The organism is Nitrospiraceae bacterium, assembly GCA_020632595.1.
Taxonomy (GTDB): Bacteria; Nitrospirota; Nitrospiria; order Nitrospirales; family UBA8639; genus Nitrospira_E.
In genome coordinates, this window is sequence record JACKFF010000010.1 from 15,662 (window position 1) to 35,519 (window position 19,858).

The 19,858-nt window shown below is 51.1% G+C and carries 16 protein-coding genes; 9 read left to right on the top strand and 7 right to left on the bottom strand.

Features of this window, described 5'->3' with window-relative positions:
• The first annotated feature begins 149 nt into the window (after nt 1–149).
• The 5 genes from rmuC to H6750_15915 all read left to right on the top strand — a co-directional run bounded on the left by rmuC (nt 150) and on the right by H6750_15915 (nt 4,328).
• On the top strand, nt 150–1,574 hold the full coding sequence (gene rmuC / locus H6750_15895; GenBank protein MCB9775789.1) for a DNA recombination protein RmuC: 1,425 nt from the start codon (nt 150–152) through the stop codon (nt 1,572–1,574).
• 237 nt (nt 1,575–1,811) lie between these two features.
• Nucleotides 1,812–2,372: a hypothetical protein gene (locus tag H6750_15900; protein MCB9775790.1), complete on the top strand. Its 561-nt coding sequence runs from the start codon at nt 1,812–1,814 to the stop codon at nt 2,370–2,372.
• Between the two features lie 343 nt (nt 2,373–2,715).
• On the top strand, nt 2,716–3,078 hold the full coding sequence (locus H6750_15905) for a hypothetical protein (protein MCB9775791.1): 363 nt from the start codon (nt 2,716–2,718) through the stop codon (nt 3,076–3,078).
• A gap of 266 nt (nt 3,079–3,344) precedes the next feature.
• Nucleotides 3,345–4,067: a DUF4197 domain-containing protein gene (locus H6750_15910; GenBank protein MCB9775792.1), complete on the top strand. Its 723-nt coding sequence runs from the start codon at nt 3,345–3,347 to the stop codon at nt 4,065–4,067.
• A gap of 45 nt (nt 4,068–4,112) precedes the next feature.
• The gene (locus tag H6750_15915; GenBank protein ID MCB9775793.1) at nt 4,113–4,328 is read left to right on the top strand and encodes a DUF3565 domain-containing protein; all 216 of its coding nucleotides are present in this window, start codon (nt 4,113–4,115) and stop codon (nt 4,326–4,328) included.
• 49 nt (nt 4,329–4,377) lie between these two features.
• Here the strand turns inward: H6750_15915 and H6750_15920 are convergent, their stop codons facing one another.
• The 7 genes from H6750_15920 to H6750_15950 all read right to left on the bottom strand — a co-directional run bounded on the left by H6750_15920 (nt 4,378) and on the right by H6750_15950 (nt 12,551).
• Nucleotides 4,378–4,659 (bottom strand): MoaD/ThiS family protein, encoded by a 282-nt coding sequence (locus tag H6750_15920; protein MCB9775794.1) that lies wholly within the window; start codon nt 4,657–4,659, stop codon nt 4,378–4,380.
• An 84-nt stretch (nt 4,660–4,743) separates the two neighbouring features.
• Nucleotides 4,744–7,551, bottom strand: a complete 2,808-nt coding sequence (locus tag H6750_15925) for an FAD-binding protein (protein ID MCB9775795.1) — start codon at nt 7,549–7,551, stop codon at nt 4,744–4,746.
• Nucleotides 7,552–7,655: 104 nt separating this feature from the next.
• Nucleotides 7,656–8,375: an SMC-Scp complex subunit ScpB gene (scpB, locus tag H6750_15930; GenBank protein MCB9775796.1), complete on the bottom strand. Its 720-nt coding sequence runs from the start codon at nt 8,373–8,375 to the stop codon at nt 7,656–7,658.
• 157 nt (nt 8,376–8,532) lie between these two features.
• Nucleotides 8,533–9,354, bottom strand: a complete 822-nt coding sequence (locus H6750_15935; protein MCB9775797.1) for a segregation/condensation protein A — start codon at nt 9,352–9,354, stop codon at nt 8,533–8,535.
• Nucleotides 9,355–9,459: 105 nt separating this feature from the next.
• Entirely contained in the window at nt 9,460–10,551 is a 1,092-nt protein-coding gene (locus tag H6750_15940; GenBank protein MCB9775798.1) for a pentapeptide repeat-containing protein, read from the bottom strand.
• Nucleotides 10,552–10,772: 221 nt separating this feature from the next.
• Nucleotides 10,773–11,537 (bottom strand): peroxiredoxin, encoded by a 765-nt coding sequence (locus H6750_15945; GenBank protein MCB9775799.1) that lies wholly within the window; start codon nt 11,535–11,537, stop codon nt 10,773–10,775.
• Between the two features lie 150 nt (nt 11,538–11,687).
• Nucleotides 11,688–12,551 (bottom strand): hypothetical protein, encoded by an 864-nt coding sequence (locus H6750_15950; protein MCB9775800.1) that lies wholly within the window; start codon nt 12,549–12,551, stop codon nt 11,688–11,690.
• 179 nt (nt 12,552–12,730) lie between these two features.
• On the opposite strand from H6750_15950, the gene H6750_15955 reads away from it, so the two are divergent.
• The 4 genes from H6750_15955 to H6750_15970 all read left to right on the top strand — a co-directional run bounded on the left by H6750_15955 (nt 12,731) and on the right by H6750_15970 (nt 19,775).
• Nucleotides 12,731–15,469, top strand: a complete 2,739-nt coding sequence (locus H6750_15955; protein MCB9775801.1) for a CBS domain-containing protein — start codon at nt 12,731–12,733, stop codon at nt 15,467–15,469.
• Between the two features lie 42 nt (nt 15,470–15,511).
• On the top strand, nt 15,512–17,026 hold the full coding sequence (locus H6750_15960; protein ID MCB9775802.1) for an MFS transporter: 1,515 nt from the start codon (nt 15,512–15,514) through the stop codon (nt 17,024–17,026).
• A gap of 136 nt (nt 17,027–17,162) precedes the next feature.
• Entirely contained in the window at nt 17,163–18,623 is a 1,461-nt protein-coding gene (locus H6750_15965; protein ID MCB9775803.1) for an SUMF1/EgtB/PvdO family nonheme iron enzyme, read from the top strand.
• Between the two features lie 438 nt (nt 18,624–19,061).
• Nucleotides 19,062–19,775 carry a hypothetical protein gene (locus H6750_15970; protein MCB9775804.1) on the top strand — a complete coding sequence of 238 codons (714 nt, stop codon included), beginning with the start codon at nt 19,062–19,064 and terminating at the stop codon, nt 19,773–19,775.
• Nucleotides 19,776–19,858 lie beyond the last annotated feature (83 nt).

Sequence of the window (19,858 nt, forward strand, 5' to 3'; positions counted from 1 at the left end):
ATTCTTCCCTCATCGGTTATTGCTGGCGCCAACCCTTGCCATCGCCTTTATTCGTATAGGGGTCAGGAGTTGAAAAACTTCAGGATCTCTTTCAATTCTCCATATTGTAAGGAAGGGTTGGAGTCCGGTTCCATTCTCTCTTCTCACGCATGATCGCCTCCTACGACCCTCAATTACTGTGGATTCTCCTGTCTGGCTTACTGGCCGGAGGGACAATCGCATGGGCCATATGTTCCCTTGTCTATCGAGGAAGGAAGATCCAAGCCTTACAAGAGTCCGCTACCCGCTTGGCATCGGCCCAAGCCCAAGCAGGAGAACTTCGGGCCCAACTCACCACCCTGCAGCAGGAACGTGATCGAGTCCATCAGGAATTCCGTCTGATGGAAGTCGCCAAAGTGTCAGCCGAAACGAACCTCGAAAATACGCAACGACACTTAGCCGAACAGCGGGCCCTGCTGGAGGATGCCAAATTGACCTTAACGGATACCTTTCGCTCTTTAGCCTCGGAAGCTCTGGCCGGGAACAATAGGGGGTTTCTGACCCTGGCCGAGGAAAAGTTTAAATCCCTCAAGGAAGAAGCCACGGCTTCCTTCGATCAACGCCACACCTCCATCGAATCCTTGTTGCAGCCGCTGACCGAATCCCTCCGTACCTACCAAAAAGAATCGCAAGCCTTAGAAGATAAGCGGCTTCGTGAACTCAGTGTCGTGGGAGAACAGTTACGCCAATTGGCTTCCGCCCAGACCACCCTTCAAGCCGAAACAGCCAAATTGGTGAATGCCTTACGATCACCCCAGGTTCGAGGACGCTGGGGCGAAATCGCGCTTCGAAGGACCGCTGAATTAGCCGGCATGTCAGAAAACTGCGATTTCTTCGAACAGGCAAGTGTCTCCACGGAAACCGGGCGTCTGCGTCCCGATATGATCGTCAAACTCCCGGCAGGAAGAGATGTGGTGGTCGATTCCAAAGTGCCGCTCAGTGCGTTTTTAGATAGCTTGGAAACGCACACGGACGAAGACCGGGAAGCCGCCCTCAATCGACATCTCGGCCAGGTAAAACGCCATATCAGCCAATTAGCCTCAAAAGAATATTGGGACCAATTTCCATCCGCTCCGGAATTTGTGGTCTTATTTATCCCCAATGATTCGTTCTTAGCCGCCGCCGCCGAACGCGACCCATCCCTCGTCGAGTCGGCCTTAACGAAAAAAGTCGTCATCGCCACACCCACCACCTTTATTGCCCTGTTGCGGGCCATTGCCTACGGCTGGCGCCAGGAACAAGTGGCGGAAGGGGCCCAACGCATCAGTATCCTCGGACAGGAACTCGCCGATCGACTGGGCACTCTGGCAGAGCATTTTGGGAGAATCGGACAAGCGTTAGGTCGGACCGTCGAATCCTATAATGCGACGGTCACCTCATTGGAGAATCGGATCTGGCCCACGGCCAGAAAATTCAAATCTCTTGGAATCAGCCCCAAAAAAGACCTCATGGACCTCAAATCCGTCGTACACATGCCACGGGCCCCTGGCGAAATGGGACAATCACCCGAAGATCTTCCGCCCGCACCGTCATAAGTTGAGAACACATTTTCTTTCCCGATTTCTTTCAATGAAATGGGTATACCCTTGGAAAAGGATATTGGCTGCAGGAGATCCGCTCCCCTTTCTAAATGGCTCTGTCCTTTGAGCCGTAGTTTGATCAATTTCTTATTAACGCTATTTTTAATCACCCTGAAATTGTTATGATATCTTTATCGATTCGAGCATGTATTTTAAGAATTCACTTTTATGGGAAAGGATGAGGTACGGCCCGTGGGACCAGGAATTACCGGCAGATCGACAACAGATTGGGGAAAAAGCGTGAAAGTAGAAAACAAAGAGTTGTCTGTGATGTTGGGATTGGGTGCGTGTTTTTTGATGATCCTCAGCTTAGTAGCCCCTTCAACCGCATCCTGGGCCGCAACAGGTGGAGACTCGGAAGCTCTCCCAAAATTTTTAGAAATTCCACTAAAAGAAGGAAGCATCCCGGATAAACTCAAGTTCCCTCTGCATGAGCAGAATGCTGTTCAATATTTCAGCGCCGGATTAGGTAAAGAGGAACGGAGCCTGTCATACCCTCCCTATTCCCTTAAGTTAATCTTTGTGAAGGGCGAACGCGCTTTTTTAGCCGGAGTGGCAGTTGAGGTAATCAAATCAGATCAAACGACACTCGTATCCATACCAGGTGAAGAGGTACAAGGTCCTTGGTTATTCCTTAACCTTTCTCCAGGCAAATATGTTGTCAAAGCAACTGATTCAGGTGGGACCACTATTGAAAAAAGTATTACACTATCAGGGAAAAAGACCACTCCTGTTCACTTTCGTTGGCGGTAAGAGGGTTTTTTGCCTCCCGACAGTCTGATTTTTTATTTTTTGGCCCCCAAACCATCCGGGTTTTAATTAGCGAAGCACCCCTCCGGAGGGTTCATTAATTATCTTTTACTTTACGATAACTTTACTTAAATAAAAATAACTACCAACAAGTACGTCATTTAATTTCAATCTATATAATTTTTAGAGGTTTTTTCACTTTTATGGATGTTACTGATGTTTCCCATTATAGAATTATGAGGATTTTTTAATATTAGATTAATCTTGACTTAAGATCAAAGAGCTATATCTACCAACAGGACGCTTTCATACATATGTCAGGAGAAACAGTAAAAAGGAGATACATATGGGACATTTCGGAATTCAGAAAAAGACCCCAACACTTGGGAAAAGTCCCATTAAACAAGAAAATCACTCCGCTCCCAGTACTCAAACGGTGGATCCAAGGCATTCGGACACCTGCACACGATGTGGAGGATTTATGGTCTCCCATTGGTGCATGAATGTGAATTATGACGCCGGTGGAATGGAAATCCTGACCAAACGGTGCCTGCAATGCGGAGAAGTCATTGATCCAGTAATTCTGGAAAACCGCCTCAACCCGCAACGAGAGGCGATGAAGAAGAAGACTCGTCCACTCCTCTCTAGGCCTTTAGCGTCATCAAATAAAGGCAAGGGATCCGGGATGAGTTGTACTCCTATAGCTTGAGGCATTTCGCACTTGAGGGTGCTTCTGAACCACCCATGAGGAAGAGCTGGATTTTGCCTCCTGAGATTCGAAGACTGCTTATGTTTTTTAGTCTATCCTCCCCAGGATAATCCCAGGGCGTAAACGTCCCCCTCTTCCTTGTGGGTCCCATCTCACAAGAAGAGAAACTGTAGATGCAACGTTTCTGAAATTCTTTTCCCCGTATTTCATTTTACTCCTTTTACCCTCCCAGCCTCTTTTTTCATTTTTCAGAAGAGGAGCGAGCAATGATCATACCTCCCGTCATCTTAAGTATTCTCCTCTTGCTCCTTCCGCAAGTCGCCTTCGCACAATTTGGTGACTTTATGAAAGAGATCGACAAATTGTCTCTGCCTGGCGCAAAAACTCTCGGAGATGACAAGATAGTCTCTGGCCTTAAAGAAGCGCTGATCGTCGGAACCGAAAATGCGGTGAAACTCACCGGGACCGCTGACGGCTATTTGAAAAATGAAGCCATTAAAATCTTGCTACCCGAAAAACTACAATCCATGGATAAAGCCCTTCGAGTGGCCGGATTCGGGCCCCAGGTTGATGAGTTGGTGGTTAGTATGAACCGGGCCGCCGAGCAGGCTGCTCCCCTGGCCAAACCCATATTCAAAGATGCGGTCACCAACATGAGTTTTGACGATGCCAAGAAAATTCTGGATGGAGGAGATACCGCCGCGACCAATTATTTCCAAGGTAAAACTCGCAATCAACTAGCCACAGCGTTTAAACCTGAAGTGGAGAAGACGATGAGCCAAGTCGGGGTCACCACGCAATACAAGGAATTGGTGGGACAATATTCCATGCTACCGTTTGTCAAAGTCCCGGCATTTGATCTCGACGATTATGTGGTTGGAAAAAGTTTGGACGGGCTATTTCACACACTAGCTCAGGAAGAGGAAAAAATCAGGACTAACCCTTCAGCGCGCGTTACAGATTTACTCAAGGATGTCTTTGGCAAATAATTTCTCAATTCACGATCGTCCCACATCATAAAGATCTGAGAGAACATGAACCAACCCATTATCGGATTTCATCAAGATGATATGGATGATTGGGTGGCAGATCTGGCCTGCGGCCATGGGCAGCATGTTCGACACCAGCCTCCCCTTAGTTTTCGTCCTTGGGTTCTGACACAAGAAGGACGTCGAGCCCATCTCAAAACCATCCTCAATTGCAAAAAATGTGACGAGGAGGCTCCGCTTCCTTCACAAAATAAAACCTAACCGCACTTTCCTCCTGCCAAACAAAGGATGCATCGCATACCGTGTTTTACTAAGGATTCTGCCACATCGCCCCATCCGCATGGTGATCACCTCCCTGGTGAGTAATTTTCAAGGTGTCCCCATTTTTCACCATGGCATCCAAGGTGGAGATTTTCTGATTAATCGTCAACATGAGTTCATTGGCCTGGAGAAAAGGCATTAACCCTTGAAAGTGATCGGGAAAATTTTCCAGCAATTGCCGAATAGTGCTGGCGTTTTCCAAGGTAATTTCAACTTCCGGGTCTTCAACCGCTTCACGAAGTGCAAGGCCAAATATCAATACTTTTACCATTCGATGTTCCTCATACAAAAATGAAAATCCATCCCGACTCCAACATCACAATGATATCCAGCCCGAGCACCCTCTCTGATACCTTCATTTCCTCAGTGGATGCTCCCGCATGACCTGCGCAATATGCTTGACCTCTGCTATCCCACGAAGTCCATTTTTTAACTGAATCATACATGCTGGGCAACTCGTTGCCACCACCTGGGCCCCGCTCTCTTGAATAGCCCGCTTCTTACGCTGAAAAATCTTCTGAGAGGTTTCATAATTTTTGACGATATAGGTGCCCGCTCCTCCCGCGCATCGATCAGCATCCTGCATTTCGACAAATTCAAGGTCAGCCACAGAGGCTAACAAGTCTCTGGGAGCCTTGGACACACCCGCAGCACGAAGATGGCACGAAGAATGGTACGTCACCTTCTCCAACTTCCCATCGGCGGATACCCGGGCTGATGGCATAATGGCTGACGACATCCCCCGCTCAACAAGAAATTCTGAGATATGCTTCACGCGTTTAGATAAATCAATGGCGGCGGCTTCCTCCGGCTCTCCATGAAACAGCGTGGCATAATCTTTCAAACTTAACGTGCACGAAGCACAACTGGTGATCACTGTGGCATACGATGCCAGGTGAGCCAGATTTTCTCGGGCGCCTTCTTTCACTAAATCCCGCAACCCGTAGGTTTCAATCGGCGTCCCCGAGCATCGCTGAGGAGGGAGCGCCACCTTCACTCCGTAATCCACTAAAAGTCCGATCACTGCATCCCCGACTCCATCCTCAAAATAATTGGCCGCACACCCATGAAAATACGCAATTGAGGCCTGCCGGAGATGTTCAGCATGACACAGTTCAGGATACCGATCACGCAAGTGCCGTTTGGCAAACGTCGGTAGAACCATATCTCGGGGAATCTTTGCCGTAGGAGCCAACTTTCGCAATAAAGGCCGAGTCAGCTTTTCCAATATGCCTCGAAGAACCGGACGATCCCATAGCGACTGGGTCCAAGCCATAAGCTTTAACAGGGGATGAAAAATCCATTGACGGGCATGGAGGGCAAAGACCCACCCGGCCAGCCCGTTGGGATGCTCCGCCCGCCGTTGCAGAATCAATTCGGACACATCGACCCCCGCCGGACAAATAGTCCGGCAGGACTTGCAATTCAAACAGGCGTCGACCACCCGTTCGGATTGAAGATAGGAGTAATCTGAAGCCGTCACAATCTCGAACCACCCGCGCGCACTCATATCCTCTGACTGAAACACATCATACACCGGACACACAGAGTTACATTTTGCGCAAGTTGCACAGGGTTTGCCCATGCGCTCTAGATCAATATGTTCCGTAAACGAGGTATCACTGATTTTCACACCAGGATTCATCATCCCCTGTGGATCGAACGCCTGCTTTACTCGCACAAAAATCTGATACACCTCCTCGCCGTACATCAAGCGAACGGTCTCGGCACGAATACGCCCGTCTCCATGCTCTCCACAAATCGACCCGTCAAACCGTTCTAAGACCGTCTGGTGAATCTCCCGGTGAGCCTCGACCATGGCCTCAACATCATGTTGATTGTGCAAATCAAGCAGCGGCACAATATGGGCATTGCCATTTCCCACATGTCCAAAGATGGCGACCGGCACCGATCGTCCTCCAAAGTACTCCTCCAGATACCGGATCAACTCTCCGGTGCGTGCGGCCGGGACGACCACATCATCGACAAAATTGATTGGTTTTTTTTGGGGATCAAATCGATAGAGCATCGGAAACAACGCCTTGCGGGCTTTCCACAATTCCCCTTGCTGGACTGGATCCGACGCCAGCCTTACCTCTCCGGTGAGCGGAAACCTTTCGCACATCTCCATCAAACGATGCCGACGGTCTGTGCCTCCGCCCTCATCAAATTCAATGAGCAGCGTCGCCGCTGCATCTGATGGAATGCCATAGCGATTTCGCCCGATCAAATCCAAGGAATTTCCATCCATGACCTCCAAGGCATTGGGGTTCAACTCCAATAAGTGGGGAACCGATTCGCCCATACCTTCCAGGTGTCGAAAATGGATGAGCCCCGTCACGGTGGCATCAGGTCGTTTAACCAACTTGACAGTGGCTTCACTCATAATGCCAAGCGTTCCCTCGCTCCCGATAAATAGTTTTTGAACGTCAAATACGCCCCGTTCCAATCCATCGACCAAATCAAAGACGTTATAGCCGGAACTGTTCTTACTCACCTTTGGACGCCTGGCGCGAATCAACGCCTGGTCCTCTTGAATCATGGTCCACACAGCCTTTAGCGATGGAAACCCTTTCAATAACGAGGTATGAGCCGGGCCTCCAATAGAAACGGACTGAGCGTCAAGCCAACCCTCAGTAAGCAGCCGAATCCGAAGCGTATGGACGTTGTCCTTGACCGATCCATAGCGGAGCGTATGGGGACCAGCCGAATTGTTACCGAACATGCCGCCTAATTTACACATATCCCCGCTTGAAGGATCCGGCCCATACATTAACCCCAGAGGGGACAACTGCTTATTGAATTCGGATAACACCAGGCCTGGTTGCACCCGCGCCCACTGCTCGTCCCGATTCACTTCCAGCAATCGGTTCATTCGGGAGATATCCACGATAATGCCGGCTCCGATGGCTGATCCGGTCAGATTCGTTCCGGCGGCCCGCGGAGTCAGAGGCACTCCAACCTTGACGGCATACTCCATCAACGCATCAATGTCTTCTTCTGTTTCAGGAAGGACAACAACTTGGGGCGGAATTTTGTAGATACTGGCATCGACGGAATAGGCTTTCAGCGTGGCCCAATCCCACCGAACTTTATCCTGGCCCAATTTTTTGGCTAAATCGGGCCCCAAAGAAGATTTCTTTTCAGGTAGCAACAACGGCATAGAAACTCATTTTGCTCCCAATGAGGATGGCAGGCAACCCTTGTCTGAGAGAACACAGGAAGGAAAACAAGCAGACCACAGCAGGACGCGTGGCCTCAGTCTATTTAAGCAGAAAGATCGGTAACCCGGGCCTCTCCCTCCTGTTCCTCAGCGTCAAAGGGAAGCTCCATAGGAAATTGTTCCGGGTTACCCAACTCTTTGAGTTCTTTTAGCGGAGGCAAATCTCGTAAGTCCCGCAGACCAAAACGTTGCAGAAACTGCTTGCCGGTTCCATACAAAATCGGTCGGCCTGGAATATCCTGTCGCCCGACGATTCGAATTAACTTCTGATCCAGGAGGGTACGCAATACCCCGGAGGTTTCCACACCACGAATTTTTTCAATATCTGCTCTGGTAATGGGCTGTTTATAACTCACAATTGCCAGGGCCTCCAGTGCCGACCGGGAAACTTTGGCTGCCGGTTTGGCCTTGTTGGTCAATCGTTTAATATACCGACTCTGATCGGGTCGCGTGACCATGACATATCCGCCGGCCACTTCCAAAATTTGCAAACCACGGCCCGACGTCTCATACTCCGCTTGAAGATCCTGCATTGCGCTTTTAAGGGACGATTTAGGCACCCCTTCGAGAACCAGAGCCAGCTTCTCAAGACTCAGAGGCTCATGCGAAACAAAAAGCATCGCCTCAAACGCCGCTTTGAGTTCTCCAACATCCAAGGCCGGGTCCTGGTCCACGATTTCGGAATCCGTCACCCCTTCTGCGTCCCGGCCTTCATCTGAGACCTCACTTATCGTAAGCTCCTCCGTCACCTCCGCATCGAGCATGTCCGAAACTTGGTGTCCATTGGTGAGTGCGTCCATGATTATTGAGTCCTCCTCTGCGGACTGAACCCGATCATTCCACGTTGCCCCCTGCCTGATTTGCTCAGACCATACCTAGAATCCCCCATGCGTCCTCCGATCAATCCCCGGCACATACATGTCACAATGAATCCATAGGAAAACTTCCCGTAGAATCATCAGCCTTCCCGGCAGGAACAAAACGCCTGGTCACCTGGATAGGACCCAACCATTCTCCTTGAAACAATCGAACCAGGTTCATCCTGACCAGTTCCAACAGGGCCAGAAATGTGGTGATAACTAATGGCTTGGACCAATGATGTTCAAATAACCCTTCAAAAGGAACGGTCGACTCCACTTCCAACCGCTCCAAGATGACCTGGATACGGTCCTGAACCGTCCAGGTTTCCCTTGACAATTCAACGATTTCATTAGTTGGAGCTCGATCCAGAACGTCCTGGAATGCACTCAGAAGATCAAATAATTGGAGATCCTCCGTTGCCATATCCTCCTCGACCACTGACTCTTTGGGAAGGGGAAGAGGATCGCGAGAAAAGGACTCCCGCCAAAGACGTTCACGAATAACCAGACTCCCGGCTGCCTCCTTGAAACGTTCATATTCGACCAATTGCCGGACCAATTCCGCACGAGGATCCTGACCTTCCTCATCTTCCGTCTCCGGTTTTTCCTCTTTGGGAAGGAGCATCCGGGATTTAATATAAAGCAGCGTGGCTGCCATGACCAGAAATTCCCCAGCCAGAGACAGGTTCAACGTCTTCATCATGGACAAATATTCCAAATATTGCTGAGCAATCAGCGCCACCGGAATATCATAAATGTTGATTTGGTGTTTCCGAATCAAGTGGAGAAGCAAATCCATGGGGCCGGTAAAGGCCTCAAGTTTGACCTGATACGCATCATCATCTTCAAGGTCGGAAACAACCAGGGAGGGGACGGATTCCAATCAAGAGCCTTTCGACTGGGTTCCACAATGCAGATATTTGAATTGGTATACCATCTTTTGTATAAAGCCGCAATATCCCAACCAAATATAGTGGTTAAGACCTCTCTAAGCCGTCTTCTTCCCTTTGGAAAGCCAGAGGTAACACAGCACGAGAATAACCAGCCCCAAAAAAATCCCGACCTGGCCATAGAGCCTCCGGCCATTCTGATCCGAAACCACATCAGGCGGGAGGTTACTTCCGGTTAATTCCGGCACCGTACGGAACTCGGCTCCGGAAAAATCTTTGGCTCCATCAAACCTGGCGTTTGAAAAATCAACCACCGCCTGAAATTGCGCTTGGGCAAACGTCACCGATTCTCGAAATTCGGTAAACCGAAAATAGATTTCATGTACGGCCGAAATGGCTGAAAAATCGGCAGGACCTTTAAACACCGACCCTGAGAAGCCTGTTCCACTGGCAAAAGCCGTTCGGGAGAAATCTGCCGCCTGCTGGAACTCGACTTCCAAAAACTCAGCAACTCCTGTGAAATGCGCGTCGGCAAAGGTCACCCGATCACGAAATTGCGCCTTGTGAAAACGGGAATGCGTCCCAAAATTGACCTGAGAGAAATCTACGCCTTGGACAAAGTGAGATCCAATAAAAAACCCCTCAAAATCAACCCGCGCGTTTGAAAATCGCACCGGGCCCACAAACACCGACTTAGAAAGATCAATAGATTGCTGAAAGACCGTTCCCGTGAAATCTACCGTCCCCAGCATTAGGAGAGCCCCTTCAACCAGATTGGTAGCAAGCACTTTTTCAAAGCGAGAATTTCTTATGGAAACTGCTTCTGGAATGACACGAACCGCAGCGATACCTTTTTCGTTCAGGAGTTTTTCCACTGACGGGGGAATGGCAGGATATTCCGAAAGATCCTGTTCGGGCAGAAGATCAAGCATCACCTGATCAACCACCAACACGTGGTCAAGATCAATCCGCTTTCCCTGCACAAGCGCTTCCAGCAGATCAGCCCCCTTCACAGCCAAGGCCGCCTCTTCCTCAGGCAGACAGGGTCCTTCAACATGCACCCAGAAGACGTTTTCGCTTCCGGAAGGAGTCGGCAGAAGACGACAGGCCTCGGCATGAATAGACGACAGCCCCAGCATGGCAAGCAACAAGCCGAGCTGCAGAGGATATGTTGCTCCCCGGAGTTTCATCTATGCCCACATCACATGAGCATGGGATGGCAAGCAGGGAAACCCACTGCCTCCACCCTGGCACCTACGCAACTGATGAAAACAGATGATCGTCACGAGGTTGCGTCGGACCGAGTCAAATAATGTGATCGTTTGGGGCAAGCGGAGTTATTGAACAAAAGGATCAGAGAATCCGGCCAAATCCTGCACAATCGTATACGCCCATCTCTTCTCGGACAGCCCTAGGAGGAAGAGGTGTTCTCAGCAGGTTGAGCTGGCTCGGGTTTATCAGGCTGGGAAGCCTCGGCTTTCGCAGGTTGAGGCTCCCTGACTTCCGCCGGCTTTTGGGTCACAACCGGAGACACGTTCTTGAGCGCTAAATAAAAATCCCGATGTTCATATTCGGTTTTAGCCAAGGCTTGATCGACTTCCTGAACGGTCTTGGGTGGTGGTACCACGACTTTTTCCCCTTCCCGCCAATTAGCAGGCGTCGCACAGGCATAGCGGTCAGTGGTTTGCAGGGCAGTGACCAACCGAAGAATTTCATCCACATTGCGTCCGGCATTGAGAGGGTAATACAGCAAAGCCCGAATCACCCGCTTCGGGTCAATAATAAACACCGCACGCACCGTCGCGGTGGAACTCGCATTGGCATGAATCATGCCGTACAATTTTGCGACACGCATATCAATATCAGCAATCATAGGAAACGGAATCGTGGCACCCATTTTATCGTGAATACTGCGAAGCCAGGCTAAATGGGCATGAATACTATCCACACTCAACCCAATGAGCTTCACCCCCCGCTGACGAAATTGGTCACTGGCTTGGGCAAAGGCCATCAATTCTGTCGTACACACCGGAGTAAAATCCGCAGGGTGAGAAAATAAAACCACCCAATGCTGTTCCTGCCATACGCTAAAATTAAAATCGGTCTGTTGCGTCGTCACCGCGGAAAAGTCCGGTGCATGATCCCCAATGCGAGGCAACCCTCGTTCTTCCGACATGAAACCTCCTTCAGTTGGCAAGACTACCCTTCTTTCCCTCAGGCGAAGGGAGCAACCCCGGCTTGTCTATAAAACCGGGAATATGAACAAACCTATCGAGATGGCCAAGTGAATCACCCTGGCAGAGCTTTGGCCCATAACAGGCCGGAATCACCAGGAGCGAGGAATTTCTTCTTCATCATCCTCATGATTAGATTCGGTATCCCGAAAGAACTTATCCGTACCCAATTCTTCTGATAAGTCTTCCGTCAAATCCAAATCCTCATCGGCATCGTCGGTGGAGTCCTCGGAAAATTCATCATCATCAAAATCATCCGCAAGATCATCCACATCCAGAGGATCCGTGACATCATCCAGGTCAGTAGTCAATGAATCCAGAGTGATATCGGCATCGGCTTCCACTTCAATATCCAATTCGGCATCAATGTCATCCGGCAGAGCCGTATCCTCAATATCCGTATCGGGTTCCCGGCTAAGAATTTCCTCTGCATTGACATCAACGGGGAAAGCGTTCTTCCTCTTTTTGGCATCAAGCCCCTTTTCCGCGGCCGATTCTTTTTTAGGCCTTCCCGGGCTCTTTTTGGCTCCAGATGGCGCCGCCTTCTTCTCCGATTTTGTGGTGGGAGCAGACTTCGTACGATTCCGCCCCGTTTTCGCCGCAGCTGTCGTTTTCGAAACATTGTCAGATGTAGTCAACTTCTTCTCTTTCCCTTTCACCGCCATTTTCGGCGTCGCTTTGGATCGTGGTTGAGCTTGAGCCACGGTTTTGGATGTCCCCTTTACTCCAGCCTTCGTCTTTTCTTTGGCTTGAGCCTTAACGGGTTCCTTGGTCCGAGCCTTGGAGCCGACCTTCGTATTCTTGGACTTCGCTTGGGTAGACGGTGATCGTTGAGGCTTCACAGACTTCTTTGGTTTGGCTTTTGTCTTCGGTTGAGCTTTCGCATGAGTGGTTTGCTTCCCCGTCGGCTTCTGTTTGGGCTTGGCCTTTGACTTGGGCTTAGCCATGGCAGCCATGTGTCACCCTCCTGATTATGTGATCGACAAATGATCCATCTGCGATGGATCGTCTCCTGAGTTGCCCCCATCTAACATGGAGAGACCCTCTCAAGCAACAGAAGATTTTCAAGAAGGAAATTCTTTACCTTTTTAGGAAACTTCCGGTCATTCAAGATCCCTGTTAGAATCGGATCTCCATGGAAATTATTACCACGCATCTTGAGGCGGATTTCGATGGCCTCGCCTCAATGGTGGCCGCTCAAAAGCTCTACCCGGAGGCGGACCTCGTCCTCCCGGCGGGAGTCCAATCCCGTGAGCGATCCTTTCTCGCGGAACATCCCCTTTCCTTCACGGCACTTTCGAGTCTGAATTTAGCGGATATCACCCGCATGATTTTAGTCGATGCCCAACACCAGGATCGCTTAGGCTTACTCGAAAAAGCTCTTAAAAATCAACATATTTCAGTTCATATTTACGATCATCATCCCTTGGAAACCACCAATCCCCTGCTCCCGATGGCAGACTATTGCAAAGTGGATTCGGTCGGGGCCACCATCACACTCCTCTGCGAAGAACTTCAATCCAGAGGACTCACATGGACACCCGAGGAAGCCACATTCTTTGCCATAGCTCTCTATGAGGAGACCGGTCAATTTAGCTACCCGAATACCACGCCCCGTGATTTCCAGATGGGTGGGGTCCTTGTGCAAACAGGAGCCGATTTAAACCAGGTCACCAAGTACATCGCCCGGCACTGGACACCCCCACAACTGGACTTATTTCATGCCCTGTTGCAATCGGCGCAAACACTCAACCTCGGACATCGAAGGATTCTGCTCACCACCCTCACCTGGCCGGACTATGTGCAGGACATGGCCCCGATTGTTCAACAACTGGCGCAATTACACGGAGCCGATGCCATCATCGCCGCTGTCGCCATGGAGGGCAAGGTCCAAATCATCGGGCGCAGCCGCCATCCCGATATGGACATGAATCAGATCACCAAGGCCTTTGGCGGAGGAGGGCACACCATGGCCGCCGCCGCCAGTATAAAGGGACTCACCATCGTCGAGGTCGAGCAGAAAATCCACGACCTTTTGCAGGAACAAGCCAAAACCTGGCTCCCCATCAAACGTCTCATGACGACACCTGTCAGGACGGTGGAACCCAACACCACGATCAAACAGACCGAACGCCTTATGACACAATACGAAGTCAACGCCCTCCCGGTTGTGAGTGCCAAGGGCGGCTTCATGGGATTAGCCACACGGGAAGCGGTACAAAAAGCCCTCTATCACAAACTGGCCACCCACCCTATCGAGCACATCATGCTCAGGGATATCTTTGCGGCCACACCCGGCACTCCATTTGACGAGGTCCAACAGCATATGGTCGAACGGAATCAGCGGATCGTCCCGGTGTTGGATCACGACCAGGTCGTTGGCATTTTCAGCCGGACCGATTTGCTTCGTGCTATGCACCAGGCACTCCCCTCCCAGGCAGGAGACGTCGAGCCCTCTGCCGGAGCGGCCCCTTCAGCTACCGTCGTTCCCACGCCAACCTTGCGGACTTCAAATCTTCACAAACAATTGGCCAACCGTTTACCTCCGCCGCTCCTCACCCTCCTCCAGACCATTCGGACACTGGCCGACACCCAGGAAGTGGCCGCCTTCCTCGTCGGGGGGTTCGTCCGGGATTTCCTGATGAACATTCCCAATTTCGATCTGGATGTGGTGGTCGAAGGAGACGGCATTGGCTTCGGCAAAGCATTAGCGCAGGAACTGAAGGCCGAATGGACCATTCATGAACGATTCGGAACCGTCTCGATTACAATCCCCAAGGCTCTCAACATTCCACAGATGCATCACCTGGACATCGCCACGGCTCGAACGGAATATTATGAATATCCCACCGCGCTGCCGACAGTGGAACGCAGTTCAATAAAAAAAGACCTCTACCGGCGGGATTTCACCATCAATGCTCTGGCCATTCGCTTAAACCGGACGCCCGGTGAACTTCTGGACTTTTTCGGGGGCCGGCGGGACATCAAGGACAGAATCGTTCGGGTCCTTCACAGCCTCAGCTTCGTGGAAGATCCCACCCGGGTCTTTCGAGCCATTCGCTTCGAACAACGGTTCGGGTTTCAAATCAGCAAGGAAACGCAGCATTTCATTCAACAGGCCCAAACCATGGAACTGTTTCACCGGCTTTCCGGGGTACGATTAGGAAATGAACTGATCCATATTCTAGAGGAACCCGAGCCGGCCAAAGGCATTCAGCGATTGAGTCAATTTAAACTCTTGACCTTCATTCATCCCAAACTGCAATGGAAGGAACCGGCTCCGACGTTCTTTGCATCCGGAGAAAAAATTCTGGCCTGGCATGAGGTGGAAAATGCCAGATCAGGAACCGAGCGATGGCTGCTCTATGCCCTGGCCTGGTTCGAATCATTGGGCAAACCTGAATTGGTCAAAACCTGGAAACGATTGGGATTTCCCCAACGAATCACCGCAACCGTCGGCGAGTTCCTACAGGCCCAGCCCACTTTGCTAAGGACCCTCAACAGAAAGCACCTGGCTCCTTCAGAAATCTACGATCTCCTCACGCCATGGCCGAAGGAACTCGTGTTGTTCCTCATGGCCAAGGCGCAAAGCAAGCCGACGATTCATGCAGCCATGGAACGGATCCGGGATTATCTCACCACGTTCCAGCATGTCGCCATCACCGTGACCGGCCACGACCTGGAAGACATGGGCCTTCCCAAAGGTCCAGCCTATCGCCGGGTGCTCGATCGCATCTTCAAAGCCAAACTGGATAGTCTGGTGGCCACACAGGAAGATGAATATCGCCTTGCCAAAACCTTCATTGCACAAGAAACCGCTTCAGGAAGCCACTCCAAATCCGCTTTATCGGGAAGGAAAGGCAGCAGGCGGTAGCCTTCCCGTTGGCTGCCCCCGCAAGTAGTCTATTCATTTCCCATGCACCGGCCTTCATCGCCCCCCCCACCGTCTCGAATCCGCTGGCGAATTCTTTTTCTGCTCCTCCTCATCAGCATCATCACTTACATCGACCGGGTAAATATTTCCGTCACCGCTCGCCAAATGATGCCGGCACTTGGTCTCACAGATCTGCAAATGGGGCAGATCTTTTCGGCTTTTGTCTTTGGCTACGCCCTCTTTCAAGTTCCCGGTGGCTGGTTGGGCGATCGCTGGGGACCACGTCGCGTATTGACCTTCGCCCTTATCTGGTGGTCGATCTTTACAGCGTTGACGGCCGTCGCTCCTACGCTCCCACTGGCCAACCTGATCGGGATTATGGGTTCACTCATGGTCGTGCGTTTTCTCATCGGCATCGGCGAAGCCGCCGCCCTGCCCAATTTCAATCGAGCCGTCGCAAACTGGCATCCCCCGAATGAACGGGGCTTAGGCATTGGCATCACCATCGGAGGGATCGGCCTGGGCTCAGCTCTCACCCCACCTCTCACCGCCTGGATCATGGTCAATTATGGCTGGCAAACGGCGTTTTATCTCGCAGGCGGCTTGGGGATTGGCATCGCGCTCTTGTGGTACTGGTACGCAACCGATCATCCCCGGCAACATGCACATGTCAACACCACCGAGGCCGAACTGATCGAAGATTCGGAATCTCTGCCCGACCCTCCTGCTCCCCTGGAAGGGCGATCCGGCAAGGCCTGGGGAACGGTCCATGATGTGTTCACCGAATTCGAAGCACGTGAAGGACGACCTCCAGCTTCACAAGCGAAAGCCAACGGGACCGGTGGGAAGAAGGACACCCCCAACTCCTCCACCCCACTACGAACAGGAAAGAAAGGCGAACCAGCGCCCAGTCACCAATCAAAGAGGACCACCCTTCCCTGGAAAGCCATCCTCACCACCCCCACCGTCTGGTGGCTCACGCTCAGCTATACCTGCCTCGGCTATGTCGCCTATGTCTATATGTCCTGGTTCTACCTCTACCTCGTCAACGTGAGGGGTTTTGCCATCCTTCAAGGTGCTTTCTTCGCCTCGGCGCCGTTTATCGCAATGGCCATCTTCTGCCCATTGGGAGGATGGGTGACCGATCGTCTCACCGAACAATACGGAATCAATCGTGGGCGCGCGAGCGTGGGGGGAGCAGGAATGATTCTGGCCGCGCTCTCCATCATCATCGGCGCCAACATCGAAGCGCCCTATGTCGCAATCGGTTTTCTCTCGCTCGGCGCGGGGTGGCTCTACTTCACCGTCGGCCCGTTCTGGTCTTCGACCACGGACTTATCCAAACCCTACGCCGGCACACTCTCAGGCCTCATGAACACCGGCGCCAACCTGGGCGGAACCCTCTCCCCCACACTGACGCCCTGGCTGGCTGACACCTTCGGCTGGTCAGTCTCTCTTGGCATCGCCGCCGGCATTGCCCTACTCGGTGGACTGTGTTGGCTTATGATTCGACCAGAACATGGGCTCAACATCCCCAAGCCAGTCGATAGAGCATGAACAAGTCTGAACGGTTCACAATCCAGACGGGCACCAAAATGATTCTATTATTTTTGGATCATGATAAACTGAGTCGCGGCCAAATAAAAAATTGAGCAAGTAAACAAGGCGCTCCCGATTGGAGAGAAAATATTCGGTGAACCCGAAAGTTGTTCAAACAATCAGAACAGATGAGAACCACCGAACATTGACAGCGTCCAATAGGGTGCGAGGCCATTCATGGATTCAGGTACCTTTTATCGCCCGCATCATAGCCCTCTCTATCTTCCTGCTCTTCCCCGGTCATGTTTGTGCCACAGAGATTGAAGAGTTCAAAACGGGCGTCGTCAAAATTACTGCACTGGTAAATGGGCAACCAAGTGTCGGGACGGGATTTATCGTGAGGCTCGACAAGGACGCCGCCTATATCGTGACTGCCGCACATGTGATTTCCGGAGATAGCAAGCCACAGGTGTGGTTCTTTCCTCTTCCTCATCAATCGTTTGCCTCACAGGTGTTAGGCATCGATGGAACCAATGAGAATGGGTTGGCCACGTTGCGTGTTCCGGATCCCATTCCTGACGGACTCATGGCGCTTCCGCTCGATCAGACCACCCAGGCATCCGGGGGAGAAACTATTACCTTCATCGGATTTCCACCGAATCTCGCTCCCTGGACCGTCTCAACCGGAAGTATCAGCGGGAGGAAAGGGCCACATCTGATGTTTCAGGCGTTAGTGGAGGAAGGTCATTCGGGTGGCCCCCTTCTCCTTAATGGCAAAGTGGTCGGAGTCGTGACAGACGCTCAGGGACGTCTGGGGTATGCAGTCCCCACAGCGATTTTGTCGATCGCGTTGAAAGGATGGCACGTGGAACCATCGGGCGACGACTCGTTATCCCTGGAGATTTCAGGCAAAGACGGTGCGCCGATGGTACGGATCCCTGCAGGACAGTTTGAAACGCATGTAGAATCACGCTCAGGAACCGGGGACATTTCCGAAGGGATTCGGTATATGGTCTATGTTGAAGATTTCTTCATCGACAAGTATGAAGTCACCATTGAACGGTATGGAAAGTTTTTACAAATCACCGGTCGGACAGCGCCGGAATATTGGGATCACATCATGATGCCCCAGGATGCCAACCGCCCCGTTGTCGGTGTGACATGGTACGAGGCCAAAGCCTACTGCCACTGGGCCAAGAAGAGATTACCGACCGAAGATGAATGGGAGAAAAGCGCACGAGGAACTGACGGACGCATGTATCCATGGGGCAATGACCCACCGGCGAGCTACTTCACGAATTTCGCCACATTTGGTGACTTTCAATTATCCAAACTTTCTCCGGTCGGAGCATTCGAAAAGGATAGAAGTCCCTATGGAGTGTATGACCTGGCCGGAAATGTGAGTGAATGGACAGCAGATAACTGGAATGAATCACGAAATCTAGACCGTGATGAGGAGGAAACACCCGCGAGTTCCCGCAAAATCATACGCGGTGGAAATTGGAACGCAATGGACGAATATCTGAGAGCCGCATTGCGCTCTTATGCTTCACCAACCAACAGAGATTTAGGTCTTGGTTTCCGCTGCGCGCAAAATCCGGATACGCCGCCATAAAAAAGGTGAGGGGTATGACGGAAGAAAGGATGGTCTAAAAATCGGCAAGCCAGTCGATGGAAGGCATATAAACAGTTCTATCGGAACAGTTCGGCCCACACTTTACGGAAAGACGGTCAATCTAAAAAAGAAAGGAGGTACACCATGGGAGACAAAGGCGGGAAAAAGGACAAAGATAAAGCTCAAAAGCAGAAAGCCAATCAACAGGCAAAAAAAGATAAAAAGAAATAGCTGAGGCACATTCTTTGAAGGACATGGTGGGTTTTGCGTATGCGAAGCCCACCATATCCGAAGCACTGTAAATCCTGGATGGGTTTAATATTGGAAATCCTTCCAAAGGAAAAGGGAGAGAAAGATCCAAAAAACCTGGAATACGAGCAAGCGGCAAAAAACTCCCTTTACCGTACAAGGATCCCTCGTTAGCTGACATAAAAATCAATGACTCACAATGAGCTTATTCGACAAATTGAATCTCTTCGAAGCTTAATGGTTTCTGTTGCCACTGGAGGACCTCGAATCGACGAAGTTAACCCTGATTATCAAAAAGCCTTTGGTACAGTTGACAGGGAGCTTCGCCGTCGAAGGATTCCCAATCCTATTCCCTATTCAGATTTATGGGAATGGTATGGCCGGTGGCGAAGTGGGGATCTACCATCCTATCAGTCACGACGCAACTTTCTTGCAGACATTTTTACGCCTTTTCTAGAGCAGGTTCGCGCTAGTACCACGGGTCACATGGGGGAACCGCCTCCACTGACCGGATGGCCTCGGGTCGACCGCACCGTAGATCAAATACGCAATAATCTCGCTGCTGCCCAGCATGAAGAACAGTTTCAATCCATCGGTTTGTTATGCCGCGAAGCACTTATTTCACTGGCACAGGCGGTATATATTCCTGAGCGGCACACATCCATCGATGGCAATACGCCAAGCGATACAGACGCACGAAGAATGCTTGAGGCCTATATCGTTGTAGAACTTGCTGGTGGGCCAAACGAAGAAGCGCGTGCCCATGTTCGTGCTGCATTGAAGTTGGCGGTTGCCCTTCAACACCGTCGCACAGCAGATTTCCGTCAGACTGCTATGTGCGTGGAGGCCACTGCCGCAGTCATCAATGTAATCGCCATTGCATCCGGGCGTCGAGACCCCTAGACGGCAAAATAGCCTGTCTAATAATGCAGTAAAACGATTGATCCACATGCAAATGGGTTTAGTGATTATCTCACAATTCAGCT